The organism is Streptomyces bluensis (genome assembly GCF_014650715.1).
GTDB lineage: Bacteria > Actinomycetota > Actinomycetes > Streptomycetales > Streptomycetaceae > Streptomyces > Streptomyces bluensis.
Map to the genome: position 1 here is coordinate 21,924 of NZ_BMVM01000025.1, position 16,877 is coordinate 38,800.

General features: G+C 70.0%; 15 protein-coding genes. 9 read left to right on the forward strand and 6 right to left on the reverse strand.

What is annotated here, in order from left to right; translation table 11 throughout:
- Positions 1-46: 46 nt before the first annotated feature.
- Positions 47-1,591 (forward strand): cytochrome bc1 complex cytochrome b subunit, encoded by a 1,545-nt coding sequence (gene qcrB / locus IE262_RS35785; RefSeq protein ID WP_189879637.1) that lies wholly within the window; start codon positions 47-49, stop codon positions 1,589-1,591.
- Here the strand turns inward: qcrB and IE262_RS35790 are convergent.
- From IE262_RS35790 to IE262_RS35800, 3 genes are all read right to left on the reverse strand, one after another.
- Entirely contained in the window at positions 1,521-1,910 is a 390-nt protein-coding gene (locus IE262_RS35790; protein WP_134042231.1) for a cytochrome c oxidase subunit 4, read from the reverse strand. The two genes, qcrB and IE262_RS35790, sit on opposite strands and share 71 nt — an antisense overlap.
- Positions 1,907-3,580, reverse strand: a complete 1,674-nt coding sequence (gene ctaD / locus IE262_RS35795; protein WP_189879639.1) for an aa3-type cytochrome oxidase subunit I — start codon at positions 3,578-3,580, stop codon at positions 1,907-1,909. Before ctaD ends, IE262_RS35790 begins: the two co-directional genes overlap by 4 nt.
- Before the next feature lie 200 nt (positions 3,581-3,780).
- The gene (locus IE262_RS35800) at positions 3,781-4,671 is read right to left on the reverse strand and encodes an aldo/keto reductase (protein ID WP_189879641.1); all 891 of its coding nucleotides are present in this window, start codon (positions 4,669-4,671) and stop codon (positions 3,781-3,783) included.
- A 111-nt stretch (positions 4,672-4,782) separates the two neighbouring features.
- Between IE262_RS35800 and IE262_RS35805 the strand changes: the two genes are divergently transcribed.
- The 6 genes from IE262_RS35805 (at position 4,783) to IE262_RS35830 (ending at position 12,779) form a co-directional block, all read left to right on the forward strand.
- Positions 4,783-5,532: a peptidoglycan-binding domain-containing protein gene (locus IE262_RS35805; protein ID WP_134042223.1), complete on the forward strand. Its 750-nt coding sequence runs from the start codon at positions 4,783-4,785 to the stop codon at positions 5,530-5,532.
- 596 nt (positions 5,533-6,128) lie between these two features.
- Positions 6,129-7,250 (forward strand): ROK family protein, encoded by a 1,122-nt coding sequence (locus tag IE262_RS35810; RefSeq protein ID WP_134042221.1) that lies wholly within the window; start codon positions 6,129-6,131, stop codon positions 7,248-7,250.
- A 267-nt stretch (positions 7,251-7,517) separates the two neighbouring features.
- Positions 7,518-8,849, forward strand: a complete 1,332-nt coding sequence (locus IE262_RS35815; RefSeq protein ID WP_189879643.1) for an ABC transporter substrate-binding protein — start codon at positions 7,518-7,520, stop codon at positions 8,847-8,849.
- Positions 8,850-9,023: 174 nt separating this feature from the next.
- Positions 9,024-10,001, forward strand: a complete 978-nt coding sequence (locus IE262_RS35820; RefSeq protein WP_134042216.1) for a carbohydrate ABC transporter permease — start codon at positions 9,024-9,026, stop codon at positions 9,999-10,001.
- A gap of 56 nt (positions 10,002-10,057) precedes the next feature.
- Positions 10,058-10,945 carry a carbohydrate ABC transporter permease gene (locus IE262_RS35825; protein ID WP_134042214.1) on the forward strand — a complete coding sequence of 296 codons (888 nt, stop codon included), beginning with the start codon at positions 10,058-10,060 and terminating at the stop codon, positions 10,943-10,945.
- A 4-nt stretch (positions 10,946-10,949) separates the two neighbouring features.
- Positions 10,950-12,779, forward strand: coding sequence for a hypothetical protein (locus IE262_RS35830; protein ID WP_189879644.1), 1,830 nt, complete (start codon positions 10,950-10,952; stop codon positions 12,777-12,779).
- Positions 12,780-12,811: 32 nt separating this feature from the next.
- Here the strand turns inward: IE262_RS35830 and IE262_RS35835 are convergent, their stop codons facing one another.
- Positions 12,812-13,555 (reverse strand): hypothetical protein, encoded by a 744-nt coding sequence (locus IE262_RS35835; RefSeq protein ID WP_134042210.1) that lies wholly within the window; start codon positions 13,553-13,555, stop codon positions 12,812-12,814.
- Positions 13,548-14,129, reverse strand: coding sequence for an RNA polymerase sigma factor (locus IE262_RS35840; RefSeq protein ID WP_134042208.1), 582 nt, complete (start codon positions 14,127-14,129; stop codon positions 13,548-13,550). The genes IE262_RS35835 and IE262_RS35840 overlap by 8 nt, the downstream gene beginning before the upstream one ends.
- Positions 14,130-14,285: 156 nt before the next feature.
- On the opposite strand from IE262_RS35840, the gene IE262_RS35845 reads away from it, so the two are divergent.
- The gene (locus IE262_RS35845; RefSeq protein WP_134042206.1) at positions 14,286-14,765 is read left to right on the forward strand and encodes a cupredoxin domain-containing protein; all 480 of its coding nucleotides are present in this window, start codon (positions 14,286-14,288) and stop codon (positions 14,763-14,765) included.
- Positions 14,755-15,156 carry a hypothetical protein gene (locus IE262_RS35850; RefSeq protein ID WP_134042204.1) on the forward strand — a complete coding sequence of 134 codons (402 nt, stop codon included), beginning with the start codon at positions 14,755-14,757 and terminating at the stop codon, positions 15,154-15,156. The genes IE262_RS35845 and IE262_RS35850 overlap by 11 nt, the downstream gene beginning before the upstream one ends.
- Before the next feature lie 43 nt (positions 15,157-15,199).
- On the opposite strand, the gene IE262_RS35855 is transcribed toward IE262_RS35850, so the two are convergent.
- Complete coding sequence (locus IE262_RS35855) at positions 15,200-16,804, reverse strand: multicopper oxidase family protein (RefSeq protein ID WP_189879646.1); 1,605 nt, start codon at positions 16,802-16,804, stop codon at positions 15,200-15,202.
- Positions 16,805-16,877 lie beyond the last annotated feature (73 nt).

Below are 16,877 nucleotides of genomic sequence, written 5' to 3' on the forward strand. Positions count from 1 at the left end.
GGCGGCAGGCGGGACTTTCGCAACACGTCCCGCTCCTGGACGTGACGTGACGGCGGAACCCCGGTCCCCGGCCCCGCGACGGCCGTCGGCCGACGCCGCCCCGCCTCCCGGTGAGCGTCTCGCCGACGCCGTCGACGCCCGGCTGCCGGTGCTGGACGGTGCCGGCGGGCTGCTGCGCAAAGCCTTCCCCCATCACTGGTCGTTCTTCCTGGGCGAGATCGCGCTCTACAGCCTGATCGTGCTGGTGCTCACCGGCGTCTATCTGACGTTCTTCTTCAAGCCGGCCATGGGCCAGGTGATCTACGACGGCAGCTATGTGCCCCTGCGCGGCGTGCTGATGCCGCAGGCCTTCGACTCGACCCTGAGCATCAGCTTCGACGTGCGCGGCGGCCTCCTCATCCGGCAGGCGCACCACTGGGCGGCCCTCGTCTTCGTCGCCGCGATCGGTCTGCATCTGCTCCGGATCTTCTTCACCGGCGCCTTCCGCCGGCCCCGGGAGGCGAACTGGGTCATCGGCGTCACCCTGTTCGCCCTCTCCCTCGCCGAGGGCTTCGCGGGCTACTCGCTCCCCGACGACCTGCTGTCCGGCACGGGGCTCCGCATCGCGCAGGGCATCATGCTGTCGATCCCGGTCGTGGGCACGTACGTGAGCATGTTCGCGTTCGGCGGCCAGTTCCCCGGCGAGGAGATCGTCCCCAGGCTCTACAGCCTGCACATCCTGCTGCTGCCCGCGGCCCTGATCGCCCTGGTCACGGTGCACCTGATCCTGGTGGTCTATCTGAAGCACACCCAGTGGTCGGGCCCCGGCAAGTCGAATCGGAACGCCGTCGGCAAACCCTTCTTCCCGTTGTTCATCGCCTCCTCCAGCGGCCTGTTCTTCACCGTCTTCGGCGTGCTCACCCTGCTCGGCGGGCTCGTCCAGATCAACCCGGTGTGGACGTACGGGCCCTACCGGCCGGACATGGCGTCGACCGGTTCCCAGCCGGACTGGTATGTCGGGTTCCTGGAGGGCGCGCTGCGGCTCGTCCCTCCCTGGGAGACGAACGTCGCCGGACACACCATCATGTGGAACGTGTTGCTCCCGGCGGTCGTCCTGCCCGGACTGCTCTTCCTCGTCCTGTACCTGTACCCGTTCGCCGAACAGCGGCTGACCGGGGAGTGGCACCAGGAGCACCACCTGTGCGACCGCCCGAGGGAACGCCCCGTCCGCACCGGTCTCGGCGTCGCCGGCGTCACCTTCTACGGCGTCCTGCTGCTGGCCGGTGGCAATGACATCGTGGCGGCGACGTTCCGTATCTCGCTCAACACGCTGACCTGGGTGCTGCGCATCGCCCTGGTGGTGGCGCCCGTCCTCGCCTTCCTGATCACGCGCCGACTCTGCCACGGCCTGCTGCATGCCGAACAGGAGCGCCTGGAGAAAGGTGACGAGACCGGCGAGGTGCGGCAGACCCTGGAGGGCGGATACGAAAGCGGTCACCGGCCCGTCGACACGTTCCGTCCCGGCGCACCGAGGGCTCCGCTCACTCCCGGCGATGGACGTACTGGAACACCATCCCGAGAACCCCCCGAGCCAGCACGCCGACGCCGATGACGAACAGCCACAGCCCGTACACCACACCCGTGGCCGTGATCGCGGCTCCGAGAGCGGTGACCAGCGGCCAAGGACTGTTCGGCGGGAAGAACTCCAGCGGTCCGCTGGCATCGGCGACTTCCGCGTCACGGCGGTCCTGCGGGCGGCGCCCCTTGCGCCGGTACTGCACCGCGCAGAAGAAGCTCACCACGCCGCCCATCAGGAAGGCGATCACCAGCGCTGCCGTGCCGGCGGGCTCGCCGGACCACCAGCCGTAGAGGCCGGCGCTGACGGCGAAGAACGCGGCGACACCGGCGAAGAGGAACGCCTCGACCTTCATCGCAGTCCCTCCTCCTGCGCCTGCCTGACGATCCGGGGATGGTGCAGGTCGAACGCCGGGGCCTCCGACCGTACGCGGGGCAGCGCCACGAAGTTGTGGCGGGGCGGTGGACACGACGTCGCCCACTCCAGCGCGCGCCCGTACCCCCACGGGTCGTCCTCGGTCACGGGCTTGCCGTACCGGGTCGTGCGCCAGACGTTGTACAGGAACGGCAGCGTGGAGATGCCGAGCAGGAAGGCGCCCGCGGACGACAGGGTGTTGAGGAGCGTGAAACCGTCGGTCGGCAGATAGTCCGCGTACCTGCGCGGCATGCCCTGCTCGCCCAGCCAGTGCTGCACCAGGAAGGTCAGCTGGAAACCGGGGAACAGCAGCCAGAAGTGCACCTTGCCGAGCCGCTCGTCGAGCATCTTCCCCGTGATCTTGGGCCACCAGAAGTAGAACCCGGCGAACATCGCGAAGACGACCGTGCCGAACAACACGTAGTGCAGATGGGCCACGATGAAGTACGAGTCGGTGAGGTGGAAGTCCAGCGGAGGCGACGCGATCAGCACCCCGCTCAGTCCCCCGAGCAGAAACGTCACCAGGAAGCCCAGGGACCACAGCATCGGCGTCTCGAACGACAGCGACCCCTTGTGCATGGTGCCGATCCACGCGAAGAACTTGATCCCGGTGGGCACCGCGATCAGGAACGACATGACGGAGAAGAACGGGAGCAACACCGCACCGGTGGCGAACATATGGTGCGCCCACACGACCGCCGACAGCATGGTGATCGCGATGGTCGCACCGATCAGCGGGAGATACCCGAACAGGGGCTTGCGTGAGAACACCGGAAGGATCTCCGAGACGACCCCGAAGAAGGGCAGCGCGACGATGTAGACCTCCGGGTGACCGAAGAACCAGAACAGGTGCTGCCACAGGAGGGCCCCACCGTTCGTCGCGTCGAACACGTGCGCCCCGAACTTGCGGTCCGCCTCCAGCATGAGCAGTGCGGCCGTCAGCACCGGGAACGCCGGCAGCACCAGGATCGATGTGAAGAGGATGTTCCAGGTGAAGATGGGCATCCGGAACATGGTCATCCCCGGAGCCCGCAGAGCCAGGATCGTGGAGATGAAGTTGACCGCGCCGAGCGTCGTCGACACACCCGTCACCACCAGGCCCATCACCCACAGATCGCCTCCCGCCCCCGGGGAGCGGTAGGCGCTGTTCAGCGGCGCGTACGCGAACCACCCGAACGCCGCGGCACCACCCGGTACCACGAAGCCCGCCACGACCATCAGCCCGCCGAACAGGTACATCCAGTACGACAGGGCGTTGAGGCGGGGGAACGCCACGTCCGGAGCGCCGATCTGCAGCGGCATCACCGCGTTCGCGAACCCGGCGAACATCGGAGTCGCGAACAGCAGCATCATGATCGTGCCATGAATCGTGAACAGCTGGTTGTACGTCTGCTCGTTCATGAACTGCAGCCCGGGGCTCATGAGTTCGGCCCGCATCCCCATGGCCAGCAGTCCGGCGAACAGGAAGAAACAGAAGGCGGTGACCATGTAGAGGCGTCCGATCACCTTGTGATCGGTCGTGGTGGCCAGGCGCAGGAGCGTGCGGCCGAGAGGCGCGGTCGGGGCGGTCCTGCGGCGGGCTGTGCCGAAGCGCTCTGACAGTTCGGTCATCGTCCTCCTCCTCGCGGCCCGCCCCGGGGCCGCGAGTGCCCTGGCCCTTCGGAAGGAAACCGGCGGCCACCGGGCCCGGGAGCGGCGTGGCGACGCTATCGCCGAGACGAGGGAAACCCGCCCGCGCCACGCCCCTGTGTCCGCCGTCAGAGGGGTGACCCACCCCGGCGGAGTCCCAGCCGTGAGGCCATGGTCCGATGTCAGGCCGGTGGTGTCGGCGTCCCGTCGGGGAGCAGCCCCCTCGCCTTGACGGCCGCCCAGAAGCCCGCCGGTACCGGGAGGTTCAGGTATGCGACGCTGTCGGTGACCTCCTGCGGTGAGCGGGCGCCGACCACCACGCTCGTGACCGCCGGGTGCCCGAAGGGGAACTGCACGGCCGCCGCCAGCGGCGGCACCCCGAACTCCGCGCACACGGCCCGCAACGCCCTGACCTTCTCCGCCAGTTCGGCGGGAACCTTGCCGTACCCGTGGGGTGCGCCCGGACGAGGGTCGGCGAGCAGCCCCGACTGGTAGACGCCCGCCGCCATCACGGCGACACCGCGCTCGGCGCACAGCGGCAGCAACTCGTCGAGCCCCGACTGGTCGAGCAGGGTGTACCGCCCGGCCAGCAGCACGCAGTCGGGCCCCGGCACAGCGGCCGCACGCAGGAACGCCGCGGCGTCCGGGTCGTGGACATGGAGCACATCGACGCGGTCGAGCCCCAGCCGCTCCAGGCTCTCCTCGACACAGCGCAGCACCCCGGCGTACGAGTAGTCGAGGCGGGGCCCCACGCCGGGCGGCGGGTCCGCCCAGATCGGCTGGGTGTCGGTGCCTCCCGGCTCGATGATCCGGCCGACCTTCGTGCACAGCACATACGTGTCACGTGGCCGCGTCGCGAGGGCCATGCCGGTACGGGTCTCCGAACGGCCGTAGCCGTACACGGGTGCCGTGTCGTAGAGCCGTACACCCAGCTGCCAGGCACGGTCGAGGGTGGCGGCGGCCTGTTCCTCCGGGACGGGTGCGAACAGTCCGCCCAGTGACGCCAGGCCCAGACCGAGACGGCTGACCCGTAGTCCCGTCCGGCCCAGTGGTACGAGATCGTCGGCTCGCATGAGGGCCACAGTGTACGAACGGAACCTGAGGACCGTTTGAACTCTCGGGTCGGCGGCCTCGTATCACTCCACGGGGATGGCGGGAGACCGCGTGCATGGAAGGAGAGCAGTGTGTCGACACCGCCCGAACCGGAACAGACGGTGAGGCGTCGCCCGATCGAGCCCACGTATGTCATGCGCCGCCGCCGGACGGAGGCGCTGGCGGAACTGCTGCGGGAGATGGAGCAGGACCGCGCGAAGGCCGAACTGGCGGGCCACCCGGGACCCGATCCGACCGAGGCGTACGAGGCCGTTCCCATCACGCCGGCGCCGGAGCCCGTCCCGCCCCGGCTGGAGGAGTCCGAGACCGAGGAACTCCCGCCCGTCCGGACGGGGGAGAGCTTCAGCGCGTACCCAGGTCCCGGACCCGGGCATGAGCGGCCCTCCGCACGCCGGGCCGGCGGCGTGGATCTGTGCCGCGCCGCGGTCGTCGTCGGTGTGGCCGCGGCGGCCCTGATCGGCTTCGGCTGCGCCCTGCTGGTGCCCGGCGGCGGCGCGAGCGACGAGGCGCGCACCGTCACCCCGACCCCGGCCCCGACGTCGACGACACCCAGCGCGGCACCACCACCCCAGCGGGCGGTCGACCCCGACGGGCCCGGCACCCTCCGCGAAGGTGACACCGGACCGGAGGTCATCGAACTCCAGCAGCGGCTGCGCAGGATCCCGAACGTGTACGACAACGGCGCGACCAGCGGCACGTACGACGCCACGCTCACCGAAGCCGTCGCCCGTTTCCAGCTCTGGTACGGCATCCGGGGCGACGAGACGGGCGTCTACGGCAACGACACCCGTCTCGACCTGGAGTCCCGTACCCAGACTTGATGCGGCGTCAGCTGCACCGCTTCGGAACCGCGCGGCGCGTGCCGGAGGGCAGGGCGTCGTGATCGGCGCGGTCAGCCACGCGGCGGTGGCCACCGGGTCGTGCGCCGCCATCCGCTGACCCTGCGGACGTGACAGGCGTGGCATCCCGCACGGAGCCTCTTTCGTCGTCGCGTTGGCCTGCGACGGCGGGCGAACCGTGCCTGGACCCCTGGGCCCTGTCGTCAAACTCCCTCCCCCACTGCCTCAAGGGCGTGGGAGGTGCCCCCAGCCGCGCGATGCCATGCACGCACTCTCGCCGCACCGGGCGAAAGTCCACGTACATCCAATCCAGTACGAGGGCTTCCGCCCGGCACGCCGAGAGCACGCACCTGACGCCGCGCGGCCCGCCCTTCGGGCGGACGACGGGAGTTTGACGACAGGGCCCAGGACTGAGGGGTGCTCGGGAAGCCCCGGGACGGGCCTCGGCTGGGTGCGGCAGGCGAGTACCGCTTGACTTCGTTAGGAAATTAACTAACCAATTAGGGTGCGTCAAGCGTTCGGACCCGAATGCCGAACGAACCCGTGCGGCCGAACGCCGAGGTACGACTGGGGAGACCATGCACCTGAGCGAGAGCGCCCGCGCCGTGTTCGCCGTACTGGCCGCGGCGGGCACGGCCACCCGACCCCAACTGGCGGCCGGGGCGGGCCTTTCCAAACCGACGGTCTCCTCCGCCGTGGCCGAGCTTGAGGCCGCCGGACTCGCCGCCTGCTCGGGTACCGCCTCCGGCGGCACCGGCCGTTCCGCCGCCGTCTACGCTCTCGGGGCGGCCGCCGGCGCCGTGCTCGCCGTCGATCTCGGGCCCAGCCGTACCCAGGTGCGCGGCTGTGCTCTGGACGGGACCCTGCTCGCCCAGGGCACCGGCTCCCGGCCGGACGCCGCCGACGTCGTCTCCAAGGTCCTCTCGGAGCTCCCGGCCTCAGCCCCGCTGCGCGCCGTCGTCGTCGCCGTCGGCGACGTCACCACGCGGGGCCGGGAGGGCACCGGGGAGCGCCCGGCGACCGCCAAGGCCGGCCCCGCCTTCGACGCCATGGCCGTCGCCCTGCCGCCCGGAGTGCCCGTCCACCTGGAGAACAACGTCAACTGCGCCGCGCTCGCCGAACTGCACGAGGGCGCCGCCCGCGGCCGCGACACCTTCGGCTATCTGCGGATCGGCGTGGGCATCGGCCTCGGCGTCGTCATCGGCGGCCAGGTGCTGCGCGGAGCGAACCACGCCGCCGGTGAGGTGGCACGGCTGCCCTACCCGTGGGACGAGGACCGCGCGCCACGCCACGAAGGGCTGGAGGAGCATCTGGGAGCGCGTTCCCTGCTGCGCCGGGCGGCGGACGCCTGGCCGCAGGCAGACGGCCCATGCCCCCGTACCACTGAGCGGCTCTTCGCGCTCGCCGACACGGGACACCCCGCAGCGTGCGACGTCGTCGGCCGTCATGCCGCCGACGTGGGCCGGCTCGCCGCCGCGGCGACGGCCGTCCTCGACCCCGGCCTGATCGTCCTCGGTGGTGACGTCGGCTCGAACCCGCAGCTCCTGCCCGGTGTCCGGGCGGAACTGGCCCGGCTGAGCTGGCCCACCGAGGTCGTGAGCAGCGCCCTCGGTGACAGCGGCACCGTTGTAGGGGCCACCGAGCTGGCGGTGGCCCGCGGAATCCAAACCGTGACCGATGGGGTGCCAGTGAAGCATTGACGGACTCCACCGGCGTCTGCCAATGTCCGGGCAAGCGCTTTCTAGGGCCGGCGGGACCCGGCCCCGGGCGAGGTACTCGACCGTACGGTGTACGGCGAGCCGTACGAGGGCGTGCTCGTACGGGCCGGGCCAGGACCACGGCCACGGACCCCTCGCCGCCAGGGCGGCGCGACCGGGCGAGGTCGCATGCCACAGAGCGCAACCCACACAGAGACCCGAGCCGCTGTCCGGCCGGGGGATCCGTCACGCACATCCAGGGAGGACCCGGTGGGTCACCAGATCTCGCGCAGAACCCTCTTCCGCACCGCGAGCGGCCTCGCCGTCGCGGGTGCCCTCGGCAGCTCGCTCAGTGCCTGCAGCGGAGGAACCGGCGCCGGCAGCACCAGCAGCGACCTGACCATGACCTGGTGGGGCAGCGACGACCGTCACAACGCCTACAAGAAGGCGCTGAAGTCGTTCCAGGAGAAGAACCCCAAGATCAAGATCCGCGAGACCTACTCCGGCTACGAGGGCTACTTCGACAAGTTCAACACCAACGTCGCGGGCGGCAGCGCCCCCGACCTGCTCCAGATGGACACCGCCCTCGTCGCGCAGTACGCGCGCAAGGGTGTCCTCGCCCCGCTCGACTCCTACGTCGGCAAGACCCTGGACCTCACGGGCTTCTCCAAGACGCTCCTCGCGGCCGGCACCGTCGACGGCAAGCTGTACGGCGTCCCGTCCGGCATCGGCGTCAACCAGCTCACCGTCAACCGCAGCGGCCTGGAGCAGCTCGGCCTGACCCTGCCCGACCGCGAATGGACCTGGGCCGACCTGAGGAAGACCGCCACCGACGTCTACAAGAAGAGCGGCGGCAAGATCTACGGCGTCGACGACGGCGGCGGCTCCACCCTCCAGTGCTTCGAGATCTTCGCCCGGGAGAAGGGCCAGCAGTTCTTCTCCGACGACGGCAAGAAGGTCGGTTTCACCGCGGACACCCTCCAGGAGTGGTGGGAGTACTGGGCCGAGATGCGCAAGGCCAACGCCTCCCCGCCGCCGGCCATCACCTCGGCCGCGCACAACGACCTCACCAAGAACGCCGTCGTCATCGGCAAGGCCCTGTTCACCTTCGACTCCGGCGTCTACGGCGCGGGCGGCTCCATCACCGACGCGCAGCTGGACTTCCTGCCCACCCCGCAGGGCGACTTCTCCGGCGCCCGCGAGGGCAACTTCGTCAACGGCGGTGTGCTGCTGAGCGCCACCAAGGCCAGCAAGAAGGTCGCCGACTCCGTGAAGATCATGACGTTCTTCGCGCAGGACGAGACGGCGATCAAGGACATGCAGCTGCTGCGCGGCATCCCGCCGACGGAGAAGGCCCGCGACCTGATCGCCTCGGGCCTGACCGAGACGGACAAGCTGAACATGGAGAACGCCGACTACATCTCCCAGCGCGTCGGGAAGGCGACCGACGTCCTCGACGCGCCGCAGCCGCCGCCGCAGGGCGCCGACCAGATCTGGGACCTGCTGTTCCAGGCGAACCTCGCCATCGCCTTCGGCAAGAAGTCGATCAAGGCGCAGCTCGGTGAGTTCTTCGACCAGGCGGAAGGCATTCTGGGCGGTTAGCTCCGCTGGAACTGCCGAGGAAGGAACTGCCGCGAGGTGCCGTCGTTCGTCTGCGGGCATCGTCGTGGCTGGTCGCGCCCACGCGGCGTAGCCGCATATCGATGCAGCCCCGCGCCCCTGACGGGGGCGCGGCAGTACGCACTGCAACACCGGGAGAGGGCCAGGGAGATGAGTATGACCACCGCGAAGACCGACGCGGTCGTGAAGGGGCCGTCGGCTCAGGCGGCCCCGTCCGACCAGCGGGAGCGCGAACGTATGCGCCGCCGTCTCGCCAGACGGCGGGGCGGCGGCTGGTGGCCGTATCTCTTCCTGGCCCCCTGGTTCGCCGGCCTGTTCGGCCTGACGATCTACCCGATGCTCGACTCGCTGTACCTGTCCTTCACCAACTTCGACCTGCTCACACCGGCGCAGTGGGTCGGCCTGGACAACTACGACAGGATGTTCACCGACGACCCGGTCTTCTGGGACTCGGTGCACGCCACCCTCCTCTACGTCCTGGTCTCCGTGCCGCTGAAACTGGCACTCGCCCTCGCGGTGGCCATGCTGCTCAACCGCGACCTGAGGGGCATCGGCCTGTACCGGGCCGCCTTCTACCTGCCGTCCCTGCTCGGCGGGGCGGTGGCCATCGCCATCGTGTGGCGGCAGGTCTTCGGCGGCGAGGGCCTGTTCAACGACGTCCTGGCCTGGTTCGGCATCAAGGGCCAGGACTGGATCTCCAGCCCCGACACCGCGATCTACACGCTGGTCCTGCTGGCCGTCTGGCAGTTCGGCACCCCGATGGTCATCTTTCTCGCCGGTCTGAAGCAACTGCCGAAGGACGTCTACGAGGCCGCCGCGATCGACGGCGCCGGCACCATCACCCGGTTCTTCAGGATCACCCTGCCGCTGCTCACTCCGATCGTCTTCTTCAACGTGGTCCTGCAGATCATCGACGCGTTCAAGACGTTCACCCCCGCCTTCGTCGTCAGCAACGGCACCGGCGGGCCACTGAACTCGACCATGCTGTACTCCCTCTACCTCTACAAGAAGGGCTTCACGGACCTCCAGATGGGGTACGCCTCGGCGCTGGCCTGGGTGCTGTTCCTGGTCATCGCCGGCTTCACGGCGGTCAACTTCATCGCCAGCCGCTACTGGGTCCATTACGACGACTGACGCCGCGTCCCCGTCCGAAGTCCGATGCGCCGCCCGAGCGAGGAGTCCTTCACCCCATGTCCGCCATCACCCCGACCCGATCCCTGAAGTCGCCGCTGCACAAGCTCCGCTCACTCACCGGCTCCCGTCGCATCTTCGTCCACACCCTGCTCATCGGCGTGGCCGTCGTCATGCTGTACCCCCTGCTGTGGATGCTGAGCAGCTCCCTCAAGCCCGACACCGAGATCTTCACCGACCCCGGCCTCATCCCGAACGCGCTGCGCCCCGAGAACTACTCCGAGGGCTGGAGCGGCTCCGGCAACTCCTTCTCCCTCTACATCACCAACTCGCTGATCGTCACGATCGGCGCCGTGATCGGCAACGTGATCTCCTGCTCGCTGGCCGCCTACGCCTTCGCGCGCTTCGAGTTCCGCGGCAAGAAGATCTGGTTCGGGCTGATGCTCGGCACACTGATGCTGCCCACGCAGGCCGTCCTGATCCCGCAGTACACGATCTTCTACAACCTGACCTGGATCAACACGTTCCTGCCGCTGATCGTGCCGAAGTTCCTCGCGGTGGACGCCTTCTTCATCTTCCTGATGGTCCAGTTCATCCGCTCCATCCCGCGTGAGCTGGACCAGGCGGCCATGGTGGACGGCGCCAACCCCTGGAAGATCTACTGGAAGATCATCCTGCCGCTGATGAAGCCCGCCCTGATCACCACCACGATCTTCACCTTCATCTGGACGTACGACGACTTCCTCCACCAACTCGTCTACCTCCAGCAGAACGACCGCTTCACCGTCCCCCTCGGCCTGACCCTGTTCATGGACCAGACCAGCGGCTCCTCCTACGGCGCGATGTTCGCCATGTCGACACTCGCCCTCGCACCCACGCTCATCTGCTTCCTCGTCTTCCAGAAGAGACTGGTGGAAGGCATGGCGACCTCCGGCATGAAGGGCTGAGCAGGTGTACCTTCCCCGACAGCACGGTCCGCTGCACGATCTGCCGTCCCACCCCGCGGCATACGACACGGTCCTCGCCTCCGTCACCGAGGAGGCCCTCGCGCGCATCACGCCGGAGGGCAACCTCGAACACCCTGACGCCCACGACGACATCGGCGACACCTCGCTCGGCATCACCTCACTGCTGGCACTCGCCTGGCAGCGCACCAGGGACCCGCGCCTGCCGGAGGCGGTACGGCGCAGCACGGAGTTCCACCTCCGGCAGCGCGTCTTCACCGAGGACAACCCGGGCTATCCGAACCTGCGGGTACGCGACTCGGGCCTGGCGTACGCCCGTTACGTACTGGAGGCCGGCGCCCATCCCATCGGCGACTGGCCGAGCACGGTGTGGGCACTGCTCCAGACGGTGAACGTCCTCGACACGGCGGAAGGACTCCTCACCCGCGAACAGCGCGCCGAACTGGTGGAGTTGGGCCGCGGCTACTGGCGCTGGCTGACCGAGGCGACCTTCTTCAACCCACAGGAGGCGGGCAACCAGGCCATCGGCTGTGTGGTCGGCGGCCTGATGCTGGCCCGGCATCTCCAGCCCGCCGAGGCCGAGGCGGTCCGCTCGCGCGCCATGAGCCTGTACCTGGACGAGATCCGCGCCCACCGGGTCCGCGACCGGGGCGCGCTGCTGCCCCCGGAGCACCGCGGCGCGTACGACAACAACTACGGCCCGATCTCCCTCTCCTTCCTCGCCCAGGCCCACCGGGTCAGCGGCGAGGAGGTCTTCGCCGAGGACGGGGAGGCACTGGCCCGCTACCTCGACGCACGGCTGACCGGCGGCGGCTTCGACATCGGCGGCCCGCGCTACAGCGAACAGCACTCCGCCTTCGAGTCCGTCCTCGGCCTGCGCTACTTCGGCCACCGCGTCGGCGCCGACCTGGGCCGCTACCGGGGCGACACCCGCTGGGCCCGGCACGCGGTCCAGGCGGACGGCGGGATCGACGGCCACTTCGCCTTCATGCTGGTCTGGCAGATCCAGGACACGACGCCCTGGCACCGCACCCCGTCACCGGAACCCGCCCGCCACCAACTGCGCGCGGGTTCGGTCTCGGTGGCCTTCGACGACAGGCTGACCCCCTCGCTCATCGAGGCGGCGGGCAGCTACCTCCTGCCCGCCGCCGTGGGCCGCCAACACGGCTTCGGGCCGGTCACCGACGGCTTCCTGTTGTGCCGTCCCATGGGTGAGGTACGGGTCCGCGACCTGCGCACGGGCACCCTGAGCGCCAAGCTGGTCACCAAGCCGGTCGTCACCCGCGACCACGTCCTGCGTCACGTCCAGTCCCTGTACGTCACGGACGGCACCCGGCTGTGGATGACCGTCGCCGTCGAACGTCTCGGCGGAGCACCGTACTTGCTCGCCGGACTCCCGTACGCCGCGGACGACGGCGACCACCTGCGCCGGATCGCCGAGGCCGAGGTGACCTCGGCGGGCCCGCTCCGGCTGACCCACCCGCCCACGCGGGGCCCGGACTTCTTCGACGCCCGCTCGGAGACGACCCAGGAACAGGCGGCGTTCGCGCTGGCCGCCGACCCGCGCGGCTACGGCAACCCCGACGAGGGCTGGAGCCACCTCGTGGCCTCCACGGCCTTCGAGGCGGACCCGGCCCCCGGCTCCCCGGACGACCTGGACGTCTTCGCCGTCCGCTACGGCCCCGGCGACACCTTCAGCCCCGTCTTCGAGCGCGTTCCCGGCGGGCTGGCCGTACGCACCGAGGCGTTCACCGCCGTCATCGGTGACCCGGAGGGCGACGCCCGCGGCGAGCCGGTCCTGACGCTGGGCGGCTGAGGACCGGGGGACGCGTCAGCGGCAGGGCGTCGTCACTGGTTCCGCGGTACGTCGAAGTGGGCCGTGGCCAGGACGGAGCCGTCCGCGGCGAGCAGCGTGGCCCCGGACACCGTGTCCGGGGCGACCCGCGCGGGGGCTCCCCAGTGCCCCCGGCCGCTGTCGTCGAGGGAGAAGGTCCCGACGCGGAGCGACGTGCCGTCCGTACGCTCCAGCCGGCAGCTGACCTTCCCGGCCCCCGGGTACCCGTCCCCGCCCCGGGAGCCGGAGCCGGGCCCGTCGTGGCCGAGGTCGACCGACATGTAGACCCAGCCGGGAGATCCGGGGTAGGCGAAGATCCGGCCCACCGGGTGGTGGTCGGGAGCCAGCAGAGAGGCTTCCAGCAGACCGTGCTCCGAGCCGGTGGCCCCGGCACTCCGCGAGGGGGGAGCCGCCGGGCCCTCGACGGCCGTGCGGACGGCCCAGCCACCGAAGCCGAACCCGAGGGCGATCACGGCGGCGGCCGTGACGGAGACGACGGCCCGCGGCTGCCACCGGCGTGCCGACCGGTTCAGGCCGAGCACGTCCGTCACCCGTGTCTCGAAGCCGGCGGGCGGCTCGCTGCCCGGCAGGAGAGCGAGCAGGCCGTCGCCGACGAGCGTCAGCCGCTCGACGTGCTCCCGGCAGGCGGGGCAGCGGTCCATGTGGGCGATGGCCTCGGCGCGCTCGTGACCGGGGAGGATGCCCAGCGCCAGCTCCTCGGCGACGGCCCTCAGCCGCTCGCAGTCCCTGTCAGTCATGATCGGCTCGCTCGGGTCCCAGAACCGTCCGCAGTTTCCCCATCGCCGTCCTGATGCGTGTCTTCGCCGTGCCGAGGGGTATCCCCTCGAACTCGGAGATCTGCCGTGCGGTCATCCCGTAGATCCCGGCCATGACCACGGCACGTGCCTGCTCGCGCGGCAGTTCCGCCACCGCCGCCCGCATCCGTGCCGCCGCCTCGTCGGCCAGCGCCCACTGTTCGGGCGTCCGGTTCACCACGCCGAGGAGAGCGTCGAGGTCCTCGGGGGAGACCGGGGTCGCCCTGCGCGCGCGGACGGCGTCGACCGCCAGGTTGTGCGCGATGGTCCCCAGCCAGGTCCTCACCGATCCGCGCCGGGTGTCGTAGACCTGCGCATGACGCCAGGCCCGTTCGAAGGTCTGCTGGGCGATGTCCTCGGCGAGCTGGGGGTCGTCGACGACGGCGATGGCGATACCGAAGACCATGCGCTGGAACCGGCGGACGAACGCGAGGGCGATCTCCGGGTCGCCCGTCGCCATCCCCGCCAGCAGCGCCTCGTCCGGGACCCGCCCGAGCGGTAGGCCCAATCTCCGCATACCAGTGCATACGGCGGACCGTGCCGAACGGATTCCCCCGGTTCCACGCGGGATCACTCTCCCATTCTCCCGCCTGTTCTTCTGCCTGCCGGAAATCCCCTGACGGCGTCCGCCCGTATCTCAGGGCAGGAACGATTTCTCACGGAGGGCCGAGACATGGCGACGACGCTCATGACGTTCATGCGCAGGGACGTCGGGACCGGGCTGGCCGCCGGAGCACTGGCGGGCATCCTCATGGCGTCCGGAGGCGGAATCGGCAGCGTCGGTGCTTCGGCGTTGTCGGCCCCGGAGCGGAGCGGCGACCCGGGGACCACCCGGGTGGACGTGAAGCTGGTCGACTTCAAGGTGGAGCCGTCCCGGTCGACGCTGAAGCCCGGTGTCTACACCTTCGTCGCCAAGAACGCCGGGCATGAGGACCACGCCCTGGAGATCGAGGGCCACGGCACGGACAAGCGCACGCAAGCGCTGGCCCCCGGCGAGTCGGCGAATCTCACCGTCAAACTGAAGGACGGCAAGTACGAGGCGTACTGCCCCATCGACGCGCACAAGCAGATGGGCATGAAGACGGAGCTCACCGTGAGTGGCACCACCTCACAGGGAGGCGGCACCCACACAGCCGAAGGCCATGGCCACTGAGCGCACGGTCGCGCTCGTCGCCCTGCGGCTGGCCGCGGCGGTGACGGCTGCGGCCATGGGCGCGATCCACCTCTACCTCTGGTACGAGGGGTACCGGTATCTGCACATCATCGGCCCGCTGTTCCTGCTCAACGGGCTCGGGGCCGCACTGCTCGTGCTGTCGCTGCTGATCACACCCACCCGCCTCCTGCCCGTCCTCGCGACCCTGGGAACGCTCTTCACGGCCGGCACACTGGCGGCCCTGATCGTCAGCCTGACCTCGGGTCTCTTCGGTTTCCGGGAGTACCTCGACGCGGATCTGGTCAAGCCGGCCCTCGCCGTGGAAGCCGTGGGGTGCGTCACGCTGGTGGCGCTGGCGTCGCTGAGCAGACGAGGGCGGCCCGACCGATGAGTTTCCGCGTGCCGGCCGGTCCGGCGGACCGGACCGTGAGGGCTCAGGCGCGGTAGGCCACGAGCGCCATCATTCCGGCCTCGCCGTGGTACGCGTTGTGGCAGTGCAGCATCCACTGGCCGGGGTTGTCCGCGTCGAAGACGACGGACACCTTCTTCCTGGGCAGGACGATGGTGGTGTCCTTGCGCGGGCCGGTGCCGCCGAGTTGGTAGGTGTGGCCGTGCAGGTGCATGGGGTGCCACATGTCGGTCGTGTTGACGAAGTCGAGGCGGACGCGTTGCCCCTCCTCGACCAGGAGCGGATGCGCGGTCGGGTCGGCCATGTCGAACCTCTTGCCGTTGACGGCCCAGTCGTACCCGGCCATGGTGCCTGTCAGTTCGACGCGGTGGACCCGGTCGGGCTTCTTCGCCTCCAGCCGTACGTCGTCGGCCGCGCGCAACTGCGAGGCGGTGACGATCTCGCCGTCGAGTTCCTTCGGCCGTACGGTCGGGCCGGGGGCCTGTCCCGATCCGGTGCGCACCAGGGCCATGCCGCTCGCGTCCTTGCCCTCGGCGAGTGCGACGAGCGGGAAGACGCCGTCGTCGAGCGTGACGAGGACGTCGTATCGCTCGCCCATGCCGATCAGCAGGGCGTCGACCTGCCGGTGCTCGACGGGGAAGCCGTCGGTGTGGGTGATGGTCAGCTTGTGGCCGCCGAGCGCCACGCGGTACGCGGTGTCGCCGCCCGCGTTGATGATGCGCAGGCGGACACGCCTGCCGGGCTTGCCGGTGTGGACGGCCGGGTCGGCCGGTATGCGTCCGTTGATCAGGTGGTGCGGGTACCTCACGTCTCCGGCGTCGCCGCCGAGCAGATCGCTGGTGGCGCCCATGAGCATGAACTTCATCGACATGTCGCCGGACACACCGTCGGACGTGCCGTGACCGGAGGACGCGGACGCCGACGGAGAGGCGCCCATCGCGCCCATGTCGTGTCCCGACGAGCCGCCCGTACCGCCCATCTCCATGCCGCCCATGCCCTTGCTGAGTTCGGCGAAGGCGTCGTCCGGCGTCCCGGTCACTCCGTCCAGCCAGTCGTCGAGGACGACGACCCACTCGTCCTCGTACGACAGCGGCTCCTTGGGGTCCTCGACGATCAGCGGGGCGTACAGTCCGCGGTCGAGCTGGACACCGACGTGAGGGTGGAAGAAGTACGTGCCGGGCGTGTCGGCGATGAACCGGTACGTGAAGCCGGCCCCGGCCCGCACCGCGGTCTGCGTGACCGGCGGTACGCCGTCCATGTCGCTGCGCAGGGCGAGGCCGTGCCAGTGGATGGACGTCGTGGTCCTGCCGGGCAGTTGGTTGGAGAGCTCGGCGGCGAGGGTGTCGCCGGCCGTGATCCGGATCTCCTTGCCGGGGGTCCGGCCGCTGAAGGCCCAGGACGTGACCGTGGTGCCGCCGCCCAGATCGAGCCTGCCGGGGGCGGCGGTCAGGTTGAGGCGGTGCACCCTGCCGGTGCCGCCCCGCTTCTTCTCGGTGCGGGCGACGTGGGAACCGGACGGGCTGAGCAGGGCAGGGCCGCCGGAGGTGTCGCCGCTGCATGCGGCGAGCATGCCGGTGCCTGCCGCGGCCAGTCCCGCGAGCAGGACAGAGCGGCGGTTGATGCTGTTCACGATGAGGTCCTCTTCTTGGTGCGTGGGGTGTTCGGGCCGTGTCCGGGCATGGCTCGCACGCGTCACGGGGGAC